This window comes from Streptomyces sp. NPDC039430 (genome assembly GCF_055639435.1).
Genome location: NZ_JBVKAK010000010.1, coordinates 145,526 through 160,534 on the forward strand (window position 1 = coordinate 145,526; position 15,009 = coordinate 160,534).

Below are 15,009 nucleotides of genomic sequence, written 5' to 3' on the forward strand. Positions count from 1 at the left end.
GGGTTGTCAGGAGGCCTGGTCCAGCTGCGCGGCCAGGCTGAGCGGCCGCATGTCGGTCCAGTTCTCGTTGATGTGGGCGACACAGGACGCGCGGTCGGCGGGACCGAGGGTCCGGGTCCAGCCCGCGGGGACCGCGGCGAAATCGGGCCACAGGGAATGCTGGCCCTCATCGTTGACCAGTACGAGAAAACGGCCTTCGGGGTCGTCGAAAGGATTGGCCATCGTTGTCTCCTCAACGGTGGATGCCGCTTGGCGGATGGGAATTCCGGATACGGTTACTTCACGCCGAGCGTGAGACCGTGCTCATAGGGGAGGCCGGTGACGGTTTTCACGTCGCTGAATCCGGCCTGGCGCAGCCAGTTTTCGTAGTCGCGGGCCGGATAAGCCATTCCCTGGCCGCTGGCGAGGACATTGAAATACAGGCCGAGCCGGGCACCGAATATTCCGGTGGTCTCGTCGTCGGAGACGTTGTAGCCGTAGACGAAGACCTTTCCGCCCTCGGGCAGGCTGTCGTACGCCTTCTTCATCAGGCCGAGAATCTGGTCCTCGGAGAAGATCTCCAGGACGTGGCTGAAGAGGACGGCGTCGGCGCCGACCGGGAAGACGTCGTTGAAGATGTCGCCGGGGTGCAGTTCCACCCGGTCCGGGTAGTCCGCCGCGGCCTTGTCCTCGCCCAGCTTGGAGACGCTCGGCATGTCGAAGACGGTGGAGACCAGCTCCGGGTGACGGGCCACCAGGCGGGCCGAGGTGGTGCCGTCGCCGCCGCCGACGTCGAGGAGCCGGCGCACGGACGTGAACTCCTCGCGCTCCACCAGCGCGTCGACGGACTGCAGGGTGAAGGCGCTCATCGCGCGGTGGAAGACCGCTTCCAGCTCCGGATTGCGGGAAAGACGCTGGTAGAGGGTGGGTTCATCGCCCGGGTAGGTGTCCAGGGCGAGGTTCGTGCCGGCCTTGAGCGCCTTGGTCATGTGCGCGAACGCGGGGTAGTAGACCTCCTTCCAGCCCACGATGACGTGGCCCCAGCTGTCCTCGGCGTCCGAGGCGAGCAGGTCGGCCGCGACATCGGAGTTGAGGTAGAGACCGTCCTCGCGCCGCAGCAGGCCGGTGGTGCACACCGCCTGCAGCAGCACACGCAGCTGGTGCGCCGGCAGGTCGGTGAACGCGCGGATCTCCTCGAACCCGGCGCGCGGGTTCTCCGAGAGGAAGTGGAAGATGCGCAGTTCGACCGCCGTGGCGACCGCGTTGAAGAGCGCGGGCGCGTTCACCAGGAAATGAAAACGCTCAAGTACCGGATCGCCGTGGTGCCTGTCCATGTTGCGTGTCACTCTCCGTAGGTCTGGGGTCCACGGGGGCTGCGTCCCGAGGCGGGAGTCAACGTATCCGCCGCCGCGGCGCCCGAGGCGGCTCTGGCAATTAGTTGCCAGCGGGGCGAAATTGGTGACGGCGAGGCCTTAGCGTTTTGGGTAGAGCAGATGTGCGAGCACGGGACGGAACACGGGACGGAAAACGAGGAGCCATGCAACTGAACAGCTTTGACGAGTGGTCACCGCTGAGGGAGGTGGTGGTCGGCTCTGCGGAGAACTACGTGTCCCATGAGCGTGAGCTCTCGTTCGATCTCTTCTTCCACGACAACATCGCCCACGACAATTCCCCGCGGTCCGAGTGGTATTACCCGCGGCTGTCGTCGCGCCAGGATGGCGGGGAGGATCCCGGCGGCACGCGTGTGCTCATCAAGAAGCGCTACGTCGAGGAACTGAACGAGGACATCGAGGAGATCGTCGCGACGCTGCGGTCCCTGTCGGTCAAGGTGCTGCGCCCGCTGGACGTGGCCGCCGAGACCGGTGACGTCCGTACGCCGGCCTGGTCCGCCTCGGTGGTACCGCCGCTGAACGTCCGTGACAACACGCTGATCCTCGGCGACGAGATCATCGAGACCCCGCCGATGATCCGCTCCCGCTACTTCGAGACGCAGTTGCTGAAGCCGGTCTTCCAGCACTACTTCCGCCAGGGGGCGCGCTGGACGGTGATGCCGCGGCCGGTGATGACGGACGCGTCCTTCGACCTGTCGTACGTGCGCTCCAGCACGGCGGGCGGCCCCACCGAACCGATCGGGGACCCGCGCCGCTCCCGCTTCGACATGGGGCTGGAGATGATGTTCGACGGGGCACAGTGCCTGCGGCTGGGCCGGGACCTCGTGGTCAACATCTCGACCGCCAACCACGCGCTGGCGGTCGACTGGCTGGAGCGGCATCTGGAGGGCCGGTTCCGTATCCACCGGGTGCACGGGATCAGCGACAGCCATATCGACAGCATGGTGCTCGCCCTGCGCCCCGGAACGCTGCTCGTGCGCTCGGAGCAGGTGGCGGCGCAGCTGCCGGAGCCGCTGCGCCGCTGGGACCTGATCGTCCCGCCGCGGCCGGAGAGTGACAACTTCCCGCGCTACGGCGACGACGACCTCGTTCTCACCAGCCCCTTCATCGACCTGAACGTCCTGTCGGTGAGCCCCGACACGGTGCTGGTGAACGAGGCGTGCCCGGAGCTGATGCGCACGCTGGAGAAGCACGGATTCACCGTGGTGCCGGTCCGGCACCGGCACCGGCGGCTGTTCGGCGGCGGCTTCCACTGCTTCACGCTCGACACGGTCCGCGACGGCGGACTTGAGGACTACTTCGGCTGAGGCCGGCCCCGCCTCAGCACCCCTGCCACCTGGGGTCGCGTTTCTCGGCGAAGGCCACCGGGCCCTCGACGGCGTCCTTGCTGTGCATCCGCCGCTCCTCGGCGGGGTAGTGCGCGGCGAACGCCTCGTCGAGCGGCAGCGTCGAGGCTTTGACCGCCGCCTCCTTGATCGCCCGTACCGACAGGGGCGCGCAGCGCACGATGTCCGCCACCCATCCCTCGACGCACGCGTCGAGGTCGGCGGCCGGAACGACCTCGTTGACCAGGCCGAGTTCATAGCCTCGGCGGGCCGTCATCCGACGGCCCGTCAGCAGGTGGCCCATCGCGGTCTTCCACGGCACCTGCCGGGTCAGCCGGAACACTCCGCCGGCCCCGGCCATCAGGCCCAGCCTGGCCTCGGGCAGGGCGAAGCTCGCGTCCTCGGAGGCGACGACGATGTCACACGCCAGAGCCAGTTCGAACCCGCCGCCCAGGGCGTATCCCTGGACCCGCGCCACCACCGGCTTCATCATGTCGAACCGTTCGGTCAGCCGCGGCCAGCCCGGCTTGCCCCGGCTGCCGAACGAGGACGGGGCCGCGGTGCCCGCCCGCTCCCGGCCGGCCAGCTCCTTGAGGTCCTGGCCGACCGAGAAGGACCGGTCGCCCGCGCCCGAGAGCACCGCCACCCACATGTCGTCGTCCGCCTCGAAATCGTCCCAGACGTCGGCGAGTTCCGCGTGCATGCGCAGATTCATCGCGTTGAGGACCTCGGGCCGGTCGAGGGTAATTCTCGCCACATGCCCGCTCTTCTCGTAACGCACCATTGACAGTTGATTCATGGAAATGATTGTAACGTAAGGAAGACACTCGTGACAGTGGTCGAAATTCCGCATGAAAGCGGTACTCAAAGGCTTTTCTCGCAGCAGAATTCGGCGCCGCCCCGCATCATCGGAATCGGCGCGGCGGTGCCGAAGACCTCCTATACGCAGCAGGAAATGCTGGACGAGTTCGGAATCACCGATCCCCGCATCCGTTCCGTATTCCTGAACAGTGCGATCGAGCGCCGGGGGCTGACTCTGCCGCCGCTGCTCCCGGACGGCACGAGAGCCGTGGAAACCCAGGGTGAGCTTCTTCAGAAACACGCCACCACCGGCGTGGCCATGGCCAAGGAGGCCATCAACGCCTGTCTGAAGGACGGCGGTCTCGACCTGGCGGACGTCCGCTACCTGTGCTGCGTCACCACCACAGGACTGCTGACGCCCGGCTTCTCCGCGCTCCTCATCAAGGAGCTGGACATCGATGTGCACTGCTCGCGCCTCGATGTCGTCGGCATGGGGTGCAACGCCGGCCTCAACGCCCTGACGGCCGTGGCGGGATGGGCCAAGGCCCACCCCGGCGAGCTGGCGCTGATGGTCTGCGTCGAGGCCTGCTCCGCCGCCTACGTCTTCGACGGGACGATGCGCTCGTCGGTGGTGAACAGCCTCTTCGGCGACGGCTCCGCCGCCATCGCGGTGACCTCCGACACCGGCGCCGCCGATGTCGCGGAAGCCGGCGGGGCGGCCCCGGGCCCGGCCCTGCTGAAGTTCTCCAGCTGCATCATCCCCGACGCCGTCGACGCGATGCGCTACGACTGGGACGACTCCCACGGGAAGTTCAGCTTCTATCTCGACCCGGAAGTCCCCTATGTGGTCGGCGCACACGCGGAAAAGGCGCTCGACCGGCTTCTCGACGGAACCGGACTGCGGCTCTCCGACATTTCCCACTGGGTTATCCACTCGGGCGGGAAGAAGGTGATCGACTCGGTCCGCGCGAATCTCGGACTCAGCCGCCACGACGTACGGCACACCACCGGGGTCCTACGGGACCACGGAAACATCTCCAGCGGTTCGTTCCTGTTCTCCTACGAACGGCTGCGCGCCGAGGGAATCGCCGCCCCCGGGGAATTCGGCGTCTTCATGACCATGGGGCCGGGATCCACCATCGAAATGGCCCTGGTCGCCTGGTGACGAAAGAAAAGGAAAGTTCCGTGAACAGCACCCCTACCGAGCTCGACGCGACCCGTCCGCCCGCCGAGCTGACCGCCGCACTCAACTCCCTGTGCGACGAGGCCGAGAGCGAGCGGCACGCCACGACGCTCGTCCTGCGGCTGTCCGCCGCCGCGCCCGCCGCGCCGGCGGAGTGGCCGGGCGACGTCGGTGTCTCAGCGGTCAACCGCTGGGAGCGGGCCGTACGCCGCCTGGAGAAGCTCGACGCCACCACCGTCGTCATCGCCGAAGGCCACTGCGGGGGCCCGGCCCTGGAACTGCTCCTGGCCGCGGACGTCCGCATCGGCGTCTCGGGCCTGTCGATGGCCCTGCCCGTCAACGACGGCCATGTCTGGCCGGGCATGGCCCTCTACCGCCTGGTGCGCCACCTCGGCGCGCACCGGACGCGCCAACTGCTGCTGTGGGACACGGACATATCCCTGGCGCGCGCCCTGGAGCTCGGCCTGATCGACCGCGGCGCGGACGACATCGAGCAGGCCAGGACCGCAGCCGCCGCCCTCGGCACCCATCTCGCCGACCGCGAGACCGCGCTGCGCCGCCAGCTCATCGCCGAGGCGGCGACCGCCGAGTACGACGAGGCCCTCGGCATCCACCTGGCGGCCTGTGACCGCGAACTGCGCAGGCTGTCCGCCGCCGGCCGGCACGGCGGCACCACAGGGCGGGCCGCATGAGCCGCACCGCGGTGGCCGGGACCGACCAGCCGGTCGACGATCCTCCGCCACCCGCCCCCGCCCCCGTCCCCGTCCCCGCCCCCGTCCCTGCCTTCTCCGGTGCGCTGGAGCCGGACCGCGCCGCCCTGGCCACCCACAGCGCGGAGACCGAGCGGCTGCTCGCCGCGCTCCCGCCCCGGCCGCTGCGTACCCCGCCGCAACAGGACGCCGCCGGGCGCCTGTTCGGTACGGCGCGGCAGACCCGGCGCGCCTTCCTCGCCCTGCACACCGACGCCGTGTACGACGAGCTGACCGAGCGGCGCACCCGGTATCCGCGGCTGCCGGAGCTGATCCGGGCCGCGGCGGCGTACTTCCCCGGCCTCGTTCCCACCACCGACCAGATGGCGGCGGAGAACACCCTGATCCAGGCGGAGAAGGACGGCCGGGAGGTCGACCAGGCGATCTTCTGCGCCGCGGTCCTGCGCTCGGCCACCGCCGGCCGGCACCTCATCGAAGCGATGCTCCGGCCCACTCCCCGAGCGCTGGAACTGCTGCCCGGCTACCGCGCCGAGGGCCGGGTGGAACTCGCCAGCGTGCTCGTCGAGCGCCGTGGCCGTGCCACGCACGTGACCTTCCGCAACGCGCACTGCCTCAACGCCGAGGACAACCGGCTGATCGCCGACCTGGAGACCGCCGTCGACCTCGCGCTCCTGGACGACGCCACCGCGGTCGGCGTGCTGCGCGGCGGCGAGGTGGACCACCCCCGCTACCAGGGGCGCCGGGTGTTCAGCGCCGGCATCAACCTCAAGGACCTGCGCAACGGCGATGTCTCTTTCGTCGACTTCCTGCTCGGCCGCGAGCTGGGCTACATCAACAAGATGTACCGGGGCCTGCTCACGGAGCCCGGGGCCGATTCCTGGGCGGAGCGCACCGTCCAGAAGCCCTGGGTGGGCGCCGTCGACTCCTTCGCCATCGGCGGCGGCACGCAACTGCTGCTCGTACTCGACCGGGTCATCGCGGAGGAGGGGGCCTACTTCAGTCTCCCGGCCGCCGAGGAGGGCATCGTGCCCGGACTCGCCAACCTCCGGCTCTCCCGGCTCACCGGGGCCAGGGCCGCGCGCCAGGTGATACTGGGCGGGCGCCGGATCGGCACCGACGACCCGGAATTCCGGCTCCTGTGCGACGAGGTGGTCGAGGCGCACGGCATGGCCGAAGCCGTCGAACGCGCGGTCACCGAACTCGCCGCGCCCGCCGTCGCCGCCAACCGCCACATGCTCGGCCTCGTCGAGGAGCCGCTCGACCTCTACCGGACGTACCTCGCGGAGTTCGCGGTCGTGCAGGTGGCCCGCTCCTACAGCGAGGACGTGCTCGCCAAAGTGGAGCGCCGCTGGCAGCGGTCGCGGGACCGGAGCTGAGCGGCCATGGTCCATCTGAACATCGACCGGCTGCACGGGGCCGTGCGGGCGCCCGTGCTGGGCTCGATCAGCTTCCTCAACGAGGTGATGAGCCGTCATCCCGGGGCCATCTCCTTCGCGCCGGGGGCCCCGCACCCGGACACCCTGCCCGGCGTGGAGATCCAGCGCTACACCGACCGGTTCCTCGATCACGTCGTGGCCCGGGGGGCAAGCCCGGCACAAGCGCGCCGACTGCTGTTCGAGTACGGCCCGAGCCGCGGCCTGATCAACGACATCGTGGCCGAGGCGCTCCGCCGGGACCACGGCATCGACGCCCCGCCGGAGTCGTACGTGATCACCGTGGGGGCCCAGGAGGCGATGCTGCTGGTGCTGCGCGCCCTGTTCCGTTCCCCCGGCGACGTACTGGCACTGGCCAACCCCTGCTTCGTCGGCATCACCGGCGCCGCCCGCCTGCTCGACATCGACGTCGTCGCGGTCGACGAGACGGCGGACGGCATCGACCTCGAAGGGCTCGAACGGGCCTGCGAGCAGGCCCGCGCGGCCGGGGGCGCCCTGCGCGCGCTGTACGTGGCACCCGACTACTCCAACCCCGGCGGCGGCCGGATGACACTCGACTGCCGCCGCAGGCTGCTCGCCCTCGCCGCCGAACAGGACCTGCTGATCCTGGAGGACAACGCCTACGCCTTCACCGCGGCGACCGGCGCCGAACTGCCCTCGCTGAAGGCGCTCGACACCGAACGCCGTGTGATCCACATCGGCACCTTCGCCAAGACCGCGTTCCCCGGCGCCCGGGTCGGCTTCGTCATCGCCGACCAGAGCGTGGGCGACGCGAGCGTCACCACAGCGGACTCCGATGCCACCCAGACGCTCGCCGACGTCCTGGCCACGCTCAAGTCGATGGTCACGGTGAACACCTCACCGCTCTCGCAGGCGGTGATCGGCGGGCTGCTGCTCGAACACGGCGGGTCGCTCGACGCGCTGGGCCACGCCAAGTCCGAGCTGTACCAGCGCAATCTGCGCCTCCTGCTGGCGGCGCTCGACTGGCACCTGGGAGCCACGGCCCCGGCGGGGATCTCATGGAACCGCCCCGACGGCGGCTTCTTCGTCCGCGTCCATCTGCCGGTCCCCGCGGACGCCGAACTGCTGGAGCTGTCCGCGGCCGAGTACGGCGTCCTGTGGACCCCCATGCGGCAGTTCTACCTCGACGGCGCCGGCGACACGCAGATCCGGCTCTCGTGCAGCTACCTCGATCCCGACGAGATCGAGGAGGGCGTACGCCGGCTGACCGCGTTCCTGACCAAGGAGACGGGACAATGAACCTGATCGATCCGCACCCCACGACACGGCTGAACACCTTCGACCCGCCGCCGGAACTGGCCAAGTACCGCCAGGACGAGCCCGTCCGGCGGATGCGCTACCCCGACGGCCATATCGGCTGGCTGGTGACCAGCCACGCCCTGGCCCGCAAGCTGCTCACCGACACGCGCTTCAGCGCACGGTCCGAGTACAAGCGGGCCCCCGTCGCCCGGCCGGGCGCGGACCCCTTCTACGGCGCGCCGGCCCTGCCGGGCTGGCTCGTCGACATGGACGCACCCGAACACACCCGGCTGCGCCAGCAGTTGGCGGGCAAGTTCACCGCCCGCCGGATGCGGGAGATGCGCCCCCGGATCGACGCCATCGTGGAGGACCTGCTCTCCGCCATGGCCGAGCAGGGCGGCCCCGTCGATCTGGTGCAGTCCTTCGCCCTGCCCGTACCCTCGCTGGTCATCTGCGAACTGCTCGGCGTCCCCTACGAGGACCGCGCCGAGTTCCAGCGCAACAGCGAGATCCTCTTCAGCCTCAAGGCGACGGCCGCCGAGGCGTCCGAGGCGATGGACCGGCTCTACGCCTTCCTGCGCCATCTCTCCCACCGGGGCGGCCTCGGCGACGGCCTGCTGAGCCTGCTCGCCGCCGACGGCACCCTCGACGCCGAGGAGATCGCCGGCGTCGGGGTCCTGCTGCTGACCGCGGGACACGAGTCGACATCGAGCTCGCTCGCCCTGAGCACGCTGGCCCTGCTCGCCCACCCCGAGCAGCTCGCGGCCTTCCGCGACGACCCGTCGATCACGGACAACGCCGTCGAGGAACTCCTGCGCTACCTCTCCGTCTTTCACTTCGGCGTGCCCCGCACCCCGCTGGAGGACGTGGAGTTCGAGGGGCACGCGATGAAGGCCGGAGAGTCCGTGACCGTCTCCATCCCCTCGGCCAACCGGGATCCCGGCTGGTTCACCGACCCCGACCGCCTCGACTTCACCCGGAAGACCTCCGGGCATCTGGCCTTCGGCTACGGGATCCACCAGTGCCTCGGCCAGAACCTGGTCCGCATGGAGATGCGGACCGCCCTGCCCGCGCTCCTGCGCCGCTTCCCCTCGCTCGCCCTCGCCGTGCCGCCGGAGGAGATCCCCCTCGCCTCCGACATGAGCGTCTACGGCGTCCACCGTCTGCCCGTCACCTGGTAGGGACCCCGCCCATGCACCTCACGATCCGGCCGGACACCTGTGTCGGCTCCGGGCAGTGCGCCCTCGCCGTACCAGGGATCTTCGACCAGCACGAGGAGGACGGCACGGTCGTCCTCCTCGACGATCGCCCCGAATCCGACCTGCACGCCGCCGTACGGGAGGCCGCCGGGCTCTGCCCCGTCCAGGCGATCCTCACCGGCTCCGTGGCCGACGCCCACTGACGTGCCCACGGCACGACCCTGAAGGAACCCCACTCATGCGCCTGAACAGCTACGACGAATGGTCCTCGCTCAAGGAGGTCATCGTCGGCTCCGCCACCAACTACGCCGCCCGCGTCCGTGATCTGTCCTTCGACATGTTCATCAGCGACAACCTCACCGGTGCCCGCGGCTACTACCCGTCCATCCGCACCTCCCGCGACGACGCGAGCACCGAGTCGCCGGAGCGCGTCTCCTTCCGCCAGCGGCTGGCCGACGAACTGGTCGAGGACGTCGAGGGCATGGCGGCCGCCCTGACATCGCTCGGCATCAAGGTGCTGCGCCCGCTGGAGCCGGAGGCCGTGGACCGCGGGGTGACCACCCCGGCCTGGTCCGCGCCGGTCACACCGCCGCTGAACGTCCGCGACAACACCCTGATCCTCGGCGACGAGATCATCGAGACCCCGCCGATGCTGCGGGCCCGGTACTTCGAGACCAAGTTCCTCGCGCCGGTCTTCCAGGAGTACTTCCTCCAGGGCGCCCGCTGGACGACGATGCCGCGCCCGATGCTGACGGACCACTCCTTCGACCCGGGCAATGTCGTCAACGCGGCGCCCAACATCGAGGTCCCCCTCGCTCCGCGGCCGTCACCGTACGACGTCGGTCTCGAAATGCTCATCGACGGCGCGAACGCCCTGCGCTTCGGCCGCGACCTGATCGTCAACGTCTCCAACGCCAACCACGCGCTCGCCGTGGACTGGCTGGAGCGCCACCTGGAGGGACGCTTCCGGGTCCACCGTATGGACCGGCTCACCCAGAGCCACATCGACAGCGTCATCGTCGCGCTGCGTCCTGGGCTGCTCCTGCTGCGCTCGGAGGGGGTCCGGGACTACCTCCCCGAGGCGCTGCGGAGCTGGGACGTGATCGTCGCGCCCACCCCGGCGCTGGAGGACTACCCGCAGTACGAGAACGGCGACCCGATCCCGCCCAGCCCGTACATCGACCTGAACCTGCTGTCGATCGACGAGGAGACGGTCATGGTCAACGACGCCTGCAAGACGCTGATCAGGACGCTGGAGGACCACAAGCTGACGGTCGTCCCGGTCCGTCACCGGCACCGCAGGCTCTTCGGCGGCGGTTTCCACTGCTTCACCCTCGACACGGTGCGCGCCGGCGGCGCCGAGGACTACCTGGGCTGACGGGACTTTTCCGGGCCGAAACGACACGAGAGGAATCCACGTATGAGTACCGCCCTACCCGCGCCCGTCGCCGCCACGGTGGGACTGACCCTGACCGATGCCGAGCGCCGCGAGGTCGAGGAGCTGGCCCTCGACCTGTCCGGGACCTCCCCCCGCCTCGTCGACGAGCACCGCTGGCGGGAAGCCGCCCGCACGCTGGCGTGCAGACTTCCCCTCCGGATACGGGAGGAGATCCGCCGCTATCGTCACGACCCCGGCCCCGACGGCCTGCTCGTCCTGCGCAACCTGCCCATGGACGAGTCCTGGCTTCCCCGTACCCCGACGGTGGCGGGATCGGTCGAACGACAGGCCACGCTGCCCGCCTCCGTCGTGAGCCTGGTCAGCCACGAACTCGGAGAGGTGGTGGCCTACCGGGCCGAGAAGTCCGGGGCTCTCGTGCAGAACGTGGTGCCGATCCCGGGGATGGAGGAGTCCCAGAGCAACGCCGGCTCCACCTTGCTTGAGCTGCATGTGGAGAACGCCTTCCACCCCCATCGCCCGGACTACGTGGGCCTGTTCTGCCTGCGCGGCGACGACACGGGGATGGCCGGGACGTTCGTCTCCTCGATCCGCCGCGCCCTGGCTCTGCTGCCGGAGGATGTCCGCGAGGTGCTGGCGGCGCCCCGCTTCGTCACCGAGGCGCCGCCCTCCTTCCAGTCCGGTCAGGCCCCGTGCCATCCGGTCCTGGACGGCGCGCAGGGCGACCCGGACATCAGGGTGGACTTCCACGCGACGAAGCCCCTGGACGCGGAGGCGGCGGAGGCTCTGGACTCCCTGCGTCTGGCGCTCCTGGAGGTCGCGGCGCTGCTGGTGCTCCGACCCGGTGAACTGGCCTATGTGGACAACCGCGTGGCCGTGCACGGCCGGACGTCGTTCCAGCCCCGCTACGACGGCAGGGACCGGTGGCTGCACCGTACCTTCGTGCACCTGGACAACCGGCGCAGCGCCGGTCACCGGCCGGGCGGCGGCGCGGTCCTGGTCTGACCGCGCGGGCCCCGGCGGCACCACCGCCGGGGCCGCCTCTCAGTCCTCGGCCAGCTTCAGGGCCTCGGCGAGCGCGCGCCACACCTCCGCGGACAGTTCGACGTTGACGGACCTCTGCGCTTCCTTCGCGATGCGTTCCAGGTTGGTCACGGCGCTGGCGTGGTCGCCCTCGACGATCTCGATCTGGTTGCGCAGGACGTCCAGGCGCAGCTGGTCCCGGACGCCGAGGCCGTCGGGGCGTTCGCCGAGCCGGTCGCTCATCGCGCGCGCGTCGTCGAACCTGCCCTCGTAGAAAGCGAGCTGGCACTGAAGGAGGAGCAACTCCCGCTGGTGGACGGCCATTCCGACGAGGCCGGCGACGGCCTCCGCCTCATCGAGGCGCAGGCGCGACTCTCGCGTGTTGCGCGGATCCAAGCGCAGGTACATGGACGCGGCGGCCAGCCTCAGCCGCATCCACAGCACGGGATCCTCATTGCCGGGCAGGGCCTCCAGCGCGCGCGCCATCATCTCGGCGGCCGCCTGGTGGTCACCCTGGCGTGCGCACACGCTCGCGGCCGTCCACAGCACCTCGACCTGGAGCCGCAGCGGCAGTTCGTCGGTGAGCGAGTCGACCATGCGGTCGGCGTCCGTCCGTGCCTGGGTGATCTGCCCGCTCTCCGTCTCGATGGAGATCAGGGTCAGGAGCGCTTCGACGATGTCGCGGTGCGGCAGGCCGTTCGCCTCGGCGAGGGCGAGCCCTTCCGCCACGTGCTCGTGTGCGCGGGCGACATCGCCCGAGGCGCGCAGCCGCCGCGCGAGTCTGACCCGGGAGCGGGCGCGCAGTTCCGGCAGCCCTGTCCGGTCGCTCAGCTCGGTCATCTCGTGCAGGACGCCGAGTTCCTCCGCGACCTTTCCCCGCATCTGGTAGCAGCGGGCGAGCGCCCACTGGGCCTGCCAGCGCAGTACGGCGTCGGCGTCCTGCTCCTGGAGGAGGGCTTCCTCCAGCGCGGCGGCCATGGCGGGCGACTCGCCGACGGTCATGACGGTCGCCAGCGCCCGTGCCAGTGAACTGCTCGCGGTGGCGTGGAACGACGCGGGCTCGACCTTGAGTTTCTCGCAGAGGTAGGACAGCACTCTCTCGGTGGGCGGGCGGGCGCCCGATTCCAGCCGCGAGAGGTATGCCGGAGAGATTTCCGTTCCGGCCAGTTGTACCTGTGAGAAACCTTGAGCGATGCGTAGTGCTCGGAGTCGACGTCCGAACAAGGGCTGCTGCAGGATCTGGTCGACTCCACTGGACATGGCAGGAAGCTTGACCTAGGAGGCAGCGAATTGTCAACGCGGCCGCCACCTTGTCAAGCGGTTTTCCTGGCGGGTGGGATCGGGGGTTAAGGCCACTCGATCTCGTCGGCCCGTGCGGCCGGCTCGACCGGCCGTCTGTCCTGTGCGGAAACCTCATGTATGAGCGGGCAGGCTGGCCGGGACGTTATCGCAGTCATCTTTCCCCCAAAATGACGGTGACGAGAAGCGGTGCAGGCATCTCGCGGCGCATCAAAGATACATACCATCCGGTTTATTTTCTAGAGTTTCCTCGTGCCGATGGCAGGAAAACCGGCAGGTCCGATTCCGCTTGTGTCGTCACTCGCGCCCACTTCACTCCCGCCCACTTCTCCCCGCTGATGCGAACGGGGCAGGTTGGGCGTGCTCGACGCTCCAGAAGGAGGCCGCCGACCCCCAGTCAAAAAACCGCAAGGATGGTTTATTAATCTGGGTCGCGTGCGTCGCTGGTGAGCAGCCTCGCCCGTGAGGATCGGATCATGACAAGCCTTGTCAATTAATTGACAGATGCTGCCGGGATCTTTAGCCTCCTTGTCAGAGATCGCTCCACGCACCTCCACGGACACGCCGCGCGACGAACGGGACGGGATGGGCACAGGCAAGAAGCCCGGCATGAAAGCCGCCGGCCAGGAGACCGATGGACCAGGGGAGCCTGGCCCCGAGCAGACCTGGCCGGTGGCTCGCGGGCTGGTCCCCGAGCGGGGCCCGCGGCGCACCCTGGCGTTCGCCTTCTTCGTCAACATGGTCGGCAGCGGCCTGTACATGACGGGAGCCGCGCTCTTCTTCACCCGCTCGGTCGGCCTGTCCGTGGCCCAAGTCGGCGTCGGCATGGGCGCCGCGGCCCTGGTCGGACTGCTCGCGGGAATCCCGGTCGGGCGGATCGCCGATCTGCGGGGCGCGCGGGAGACCTATCTCGTGACGCTGGCCGCGCAAGCCGCCGGGATGACGGCGCTGCTGTTCGTCCACACCTTCTGGCTGTTCGTGGCGGTCATCTGCGTGACCCAGCTCGCGACCTCGGCCGGCGTGGCGGCACGCGGTCCGCTGATCCGGGGCTTCGCCGGGCAGCACTCCACCGCGTACCGCTCGTATCTGCGCGCGGCCGGCAACCTCGCCGGAAGCTGCGGCGCCCTGGCCGCCGGCGTCGCGGTGCAGCTGGACACCCGGGCCGCCTACGCCGCCCTCATCCTCGGCAACGCCCTCACCTTTGTCGCGTCCGCGGTCGTGATCAGCCGGCTGCCGCATCTCGCCCCGGTGCCCGCGCCCCCGCTGACCGGACGCTGGATCGCGCTGAAGGACCGGCCCTTCATGGCGGTCACCCTCCTCGACGGCATCATGTCGATCCAGGGACACGTGCTGGTCTTCGCGTTACCGCTGTGGATCGTCGGTCACAGTGACGCGCCGCGCTGGCTCGTGGGTGTGAGCGCGGTCCTCAACACCCTGATGGTGGTGGCACTCCAGGTCAGGGCCGGCCGGGGCGTCGACTCCAGTTCCGCGGCGATCCGGGCCGTACGCCGCTCCGGCCCGGCCTTCCTGCTGGGCATGGCCGCCATCGCAGTCACGGGAGACCTGCCCGCGGTGCCCGCCGCCGCACTCATCCTCGTCGGAGTCGCCGCGCACACGATCGGCGAACTCTGGCACGAGGCGGCCTCGCTGGAGCTGAGCTTCGCGCTGACCCCCGGACACGCGCAGGGACAGTACTCCGGACTCTTCGGCATGGGGCACGGCCTGGGGAACGCCCTGGCACCCTCCCTCCTCGGCCTCCTCTGCATCACATGGGGAGCCCCCGGCTGGCTGGTCATGGGCGGGGTCTTCGTGGCCGTGGGACTGCTCATGCCGTACGCCGTCCGATGGGCCGAGCGCACCGGAGGTGCCACATGACAGATCCGCGGGGCCCGGCCGGCCCGGCCGGCGAGCCGACGGAACCGAAGAACCCTCCCGCACCCGGTGACCGGCCGTCACGGCCGGGCGGCCTCCTCTGCTGTCCCGTGTGCGTGGCGCTGCTGGCCAGGGGAC

Annotated in this window: 14 protein-coding genes; 10 read left to right on the forward strand and 4 right to left on the reverse strand. The window is 69.8% G+C overall.

What is annotated here, in order from left to right:
• Positions 1–6 precede the first annotated feature (6 nt).
• Positions 7–222, reverse strand: a complete 216-nt coding sequence (locus ACZ7LS_RS25120; RefSeq protein ID WP_382524021.1) for an MbtH family protein — start codon at positions 220–222, stop codon at positions 7–9.
• Positions 223–275: 53 nt separating this feature from the next.
• Positions 276–1,313, reverse strand: a complete 1,038-nt coding sequence (locus tag ACZ7LS_RS25125; protein ID WP_382524023.1) for a methyltransferase — start codon at positions 1,311–1,313, stop codon at positions 276–278.
• Positions 1,314–1,516: 203 nt separating this feature from the next.
• On the opposite strand from ACZ7LS_RS25125, the gene ACZ7LS_RS25130 reads away from it, so the two are divergent.
• Positions 1,517–2,677, forward strand: a complete 1,161-nt coding sequence (locus tag ACZ7LS_RS25130; protein WP_382666897.1) for a glycine amidinotransferase — start codon at positions 1,517–1,519, stop codon at positions 2,675–2,677.
• 13 nt (positions 2,678–2,690) lie between these two features.
• Here the strand turns inward: ACZ7LS_RS25130 and dpgD are convergent, their stop codons facing one another.
• A complete protein-coding gene (dpgD, locus tag ACZ7LS_RS25135) occupies positions 2,691–3,494 on the reverse strand; it encodes an enoyl-CoA-hydratase DpgD (RefSeq protein WP_385135018.1) in 804 nt (267 codons plus the stop codon).
• A 45-nt stretch (positions 3,495–3,539) separates the two neighbouring features.
• Between dpgD and dpgA the strand changes: the two genes are divergently transcribed.
• From dpgA to ACZ7LS_RS25175, 8 genes are read left to right on the forward strand one after another with little or no spacing between them, the layout of a single operon-like run.
• Positions 3,540–4,661, forward strand: a complete 1,122-nt coding sequence (dpgA, locus tag ACZ7LS_RS25140; RefSeq protein ID WP_382524091.1) for a 3,5-dihydroxyphenylacetyl-CoA synthase DpgA — start codon at positions 3,540–3,542, stop codon at positions 4,659–4,661.
• A 20-nt stretch (positions 4,662–4,681) separates the two neighbouring features.
• Positions 4,682–5,371 carry an enoyl-CoA-hydratase DpgB gene (gene dpgB / locus ACZ7LS_RS25145; protein WP_382524029.1) on the forward strand — a complete coding sequence of 230 codons (690 nt, stop codon included), beginning with the start codon at positions 4,682–4,684 and terminating at the stop codon, positions 5,369–5,371.
• Positions 5,368–6,765: a (3,5-dihydroxyphenyl)acetyl-CoA 1,2-dioxygenase DpgC gene (dpgC, locus tag ACZ7LS_RS25150; RefSeq protein ID WP_385135020.1), complete on the forward strand. Its 1,398-nt coding sequence runs from the start codon at positions 5,368–5,370 to the stop codon at positions 6,763–6,765. The genes dpgB and dpgC overlap by 4 nt, the downstream gene beginning before the upstream one ends.
• Positions 6,766–6,771: 6 nt before the next feature.
• The gene (locus ACZ7LS_RS25155; RefSeq protein WP_385135022.1) at positions 6,772–8,082 is read left to right on the forward strand and encodes an aminotransferase-like domain-containing protein; all 1,311 of its coding nucleotides are present in this window, start codon (positions 6,772–6,774) and stop codon (positions 8,080–8,082) included.
• Positions 8,079–9,263, forward strand: a complete 1,185-nt coding sequence (locus tag ACZ7LS_RS25160) for a cytochrome P450 (protein WP_382524035.1) — start codon at positions 8,079–8,081, stop codon at positions 9,261–9,263. Before ACZ7LS_RS25155 ends, ACZ7LS_RS25160 begins: the two co-directional genes overlap by 4 nt.
• Before the next feature lie 11 nt (positions 9,264–9,274).
• A complete protein-coding gene (locus tag ACZ7LS_RS25165; RefSeq protein ID WP_382524037.1) occupies positions 9,275–9,484 on the forward strand; it encodes a ferredoxin in 210 nt (69 codons plus the stop codon).
• 35 nt (positions 9,485–9,519) lie between these two features.
• Positions 9,520–10,659 carry a glycine amidinotransferase gene (locus ACZ7LS_RS25170; protein ID WP_382524039.1) on the forward strand — a complete coding sequence of 380 codons (1,140 nt, stop codon included), beginning with the start codon at positions 9,520–9,522 and terminating at the stop codon, positions 10,657–10,659.
• Positions 10,660–10,701: 42 nt separating this feature from the next.
• Positions 10,702–11,682 (forward strand): TauD/TfdA family dioxygenase, encoded by a 981-nt coding sequence (locus ACZ7LS_RS25175; RefSeq protein ID WP_382524041.1) that lies wholly within the window; start codon positions 10,702–10,704, stop codon positions 11,680–11,682.
• A gap of 39 nt (positions 11,683–11,721) precedes the next feature.
• Here ACZ7LS_RS25175 and ACZ7LS_RS25180 read toward each other — a convergent pair whose 3' ends face one another.
• Positions 11,722–12,960, reverse strand: a complete 1,239-nt coding sequence (locus ACZ7LS_RS25180; RefSeq protein WP_385135024.1) for a helix-turn-helix domain-containing protein — start codon at positions 12,958–12,960, stop codon at positions 11,722–11,724.
• 567 nt (positions 12,961–13,527) lie between these two features.
• On the opposite strand from ACZ7LS_RS25180, the gene ACZ7LS_RS25185 reads away from it, so the two are divergent.
• Complete coding sequence (locus ACZ7LS_RS25185) at positions 13,528–14,874, forward strand: MFS transporter (protein WP_382871949.1); 1,347 nt, start codon at positions 13,528–13,530, stop codon at positions 14,872–14,874.
• The last annotated feature ends 135 nt before the right edge of the window (positions 14,875–15,009 follow it).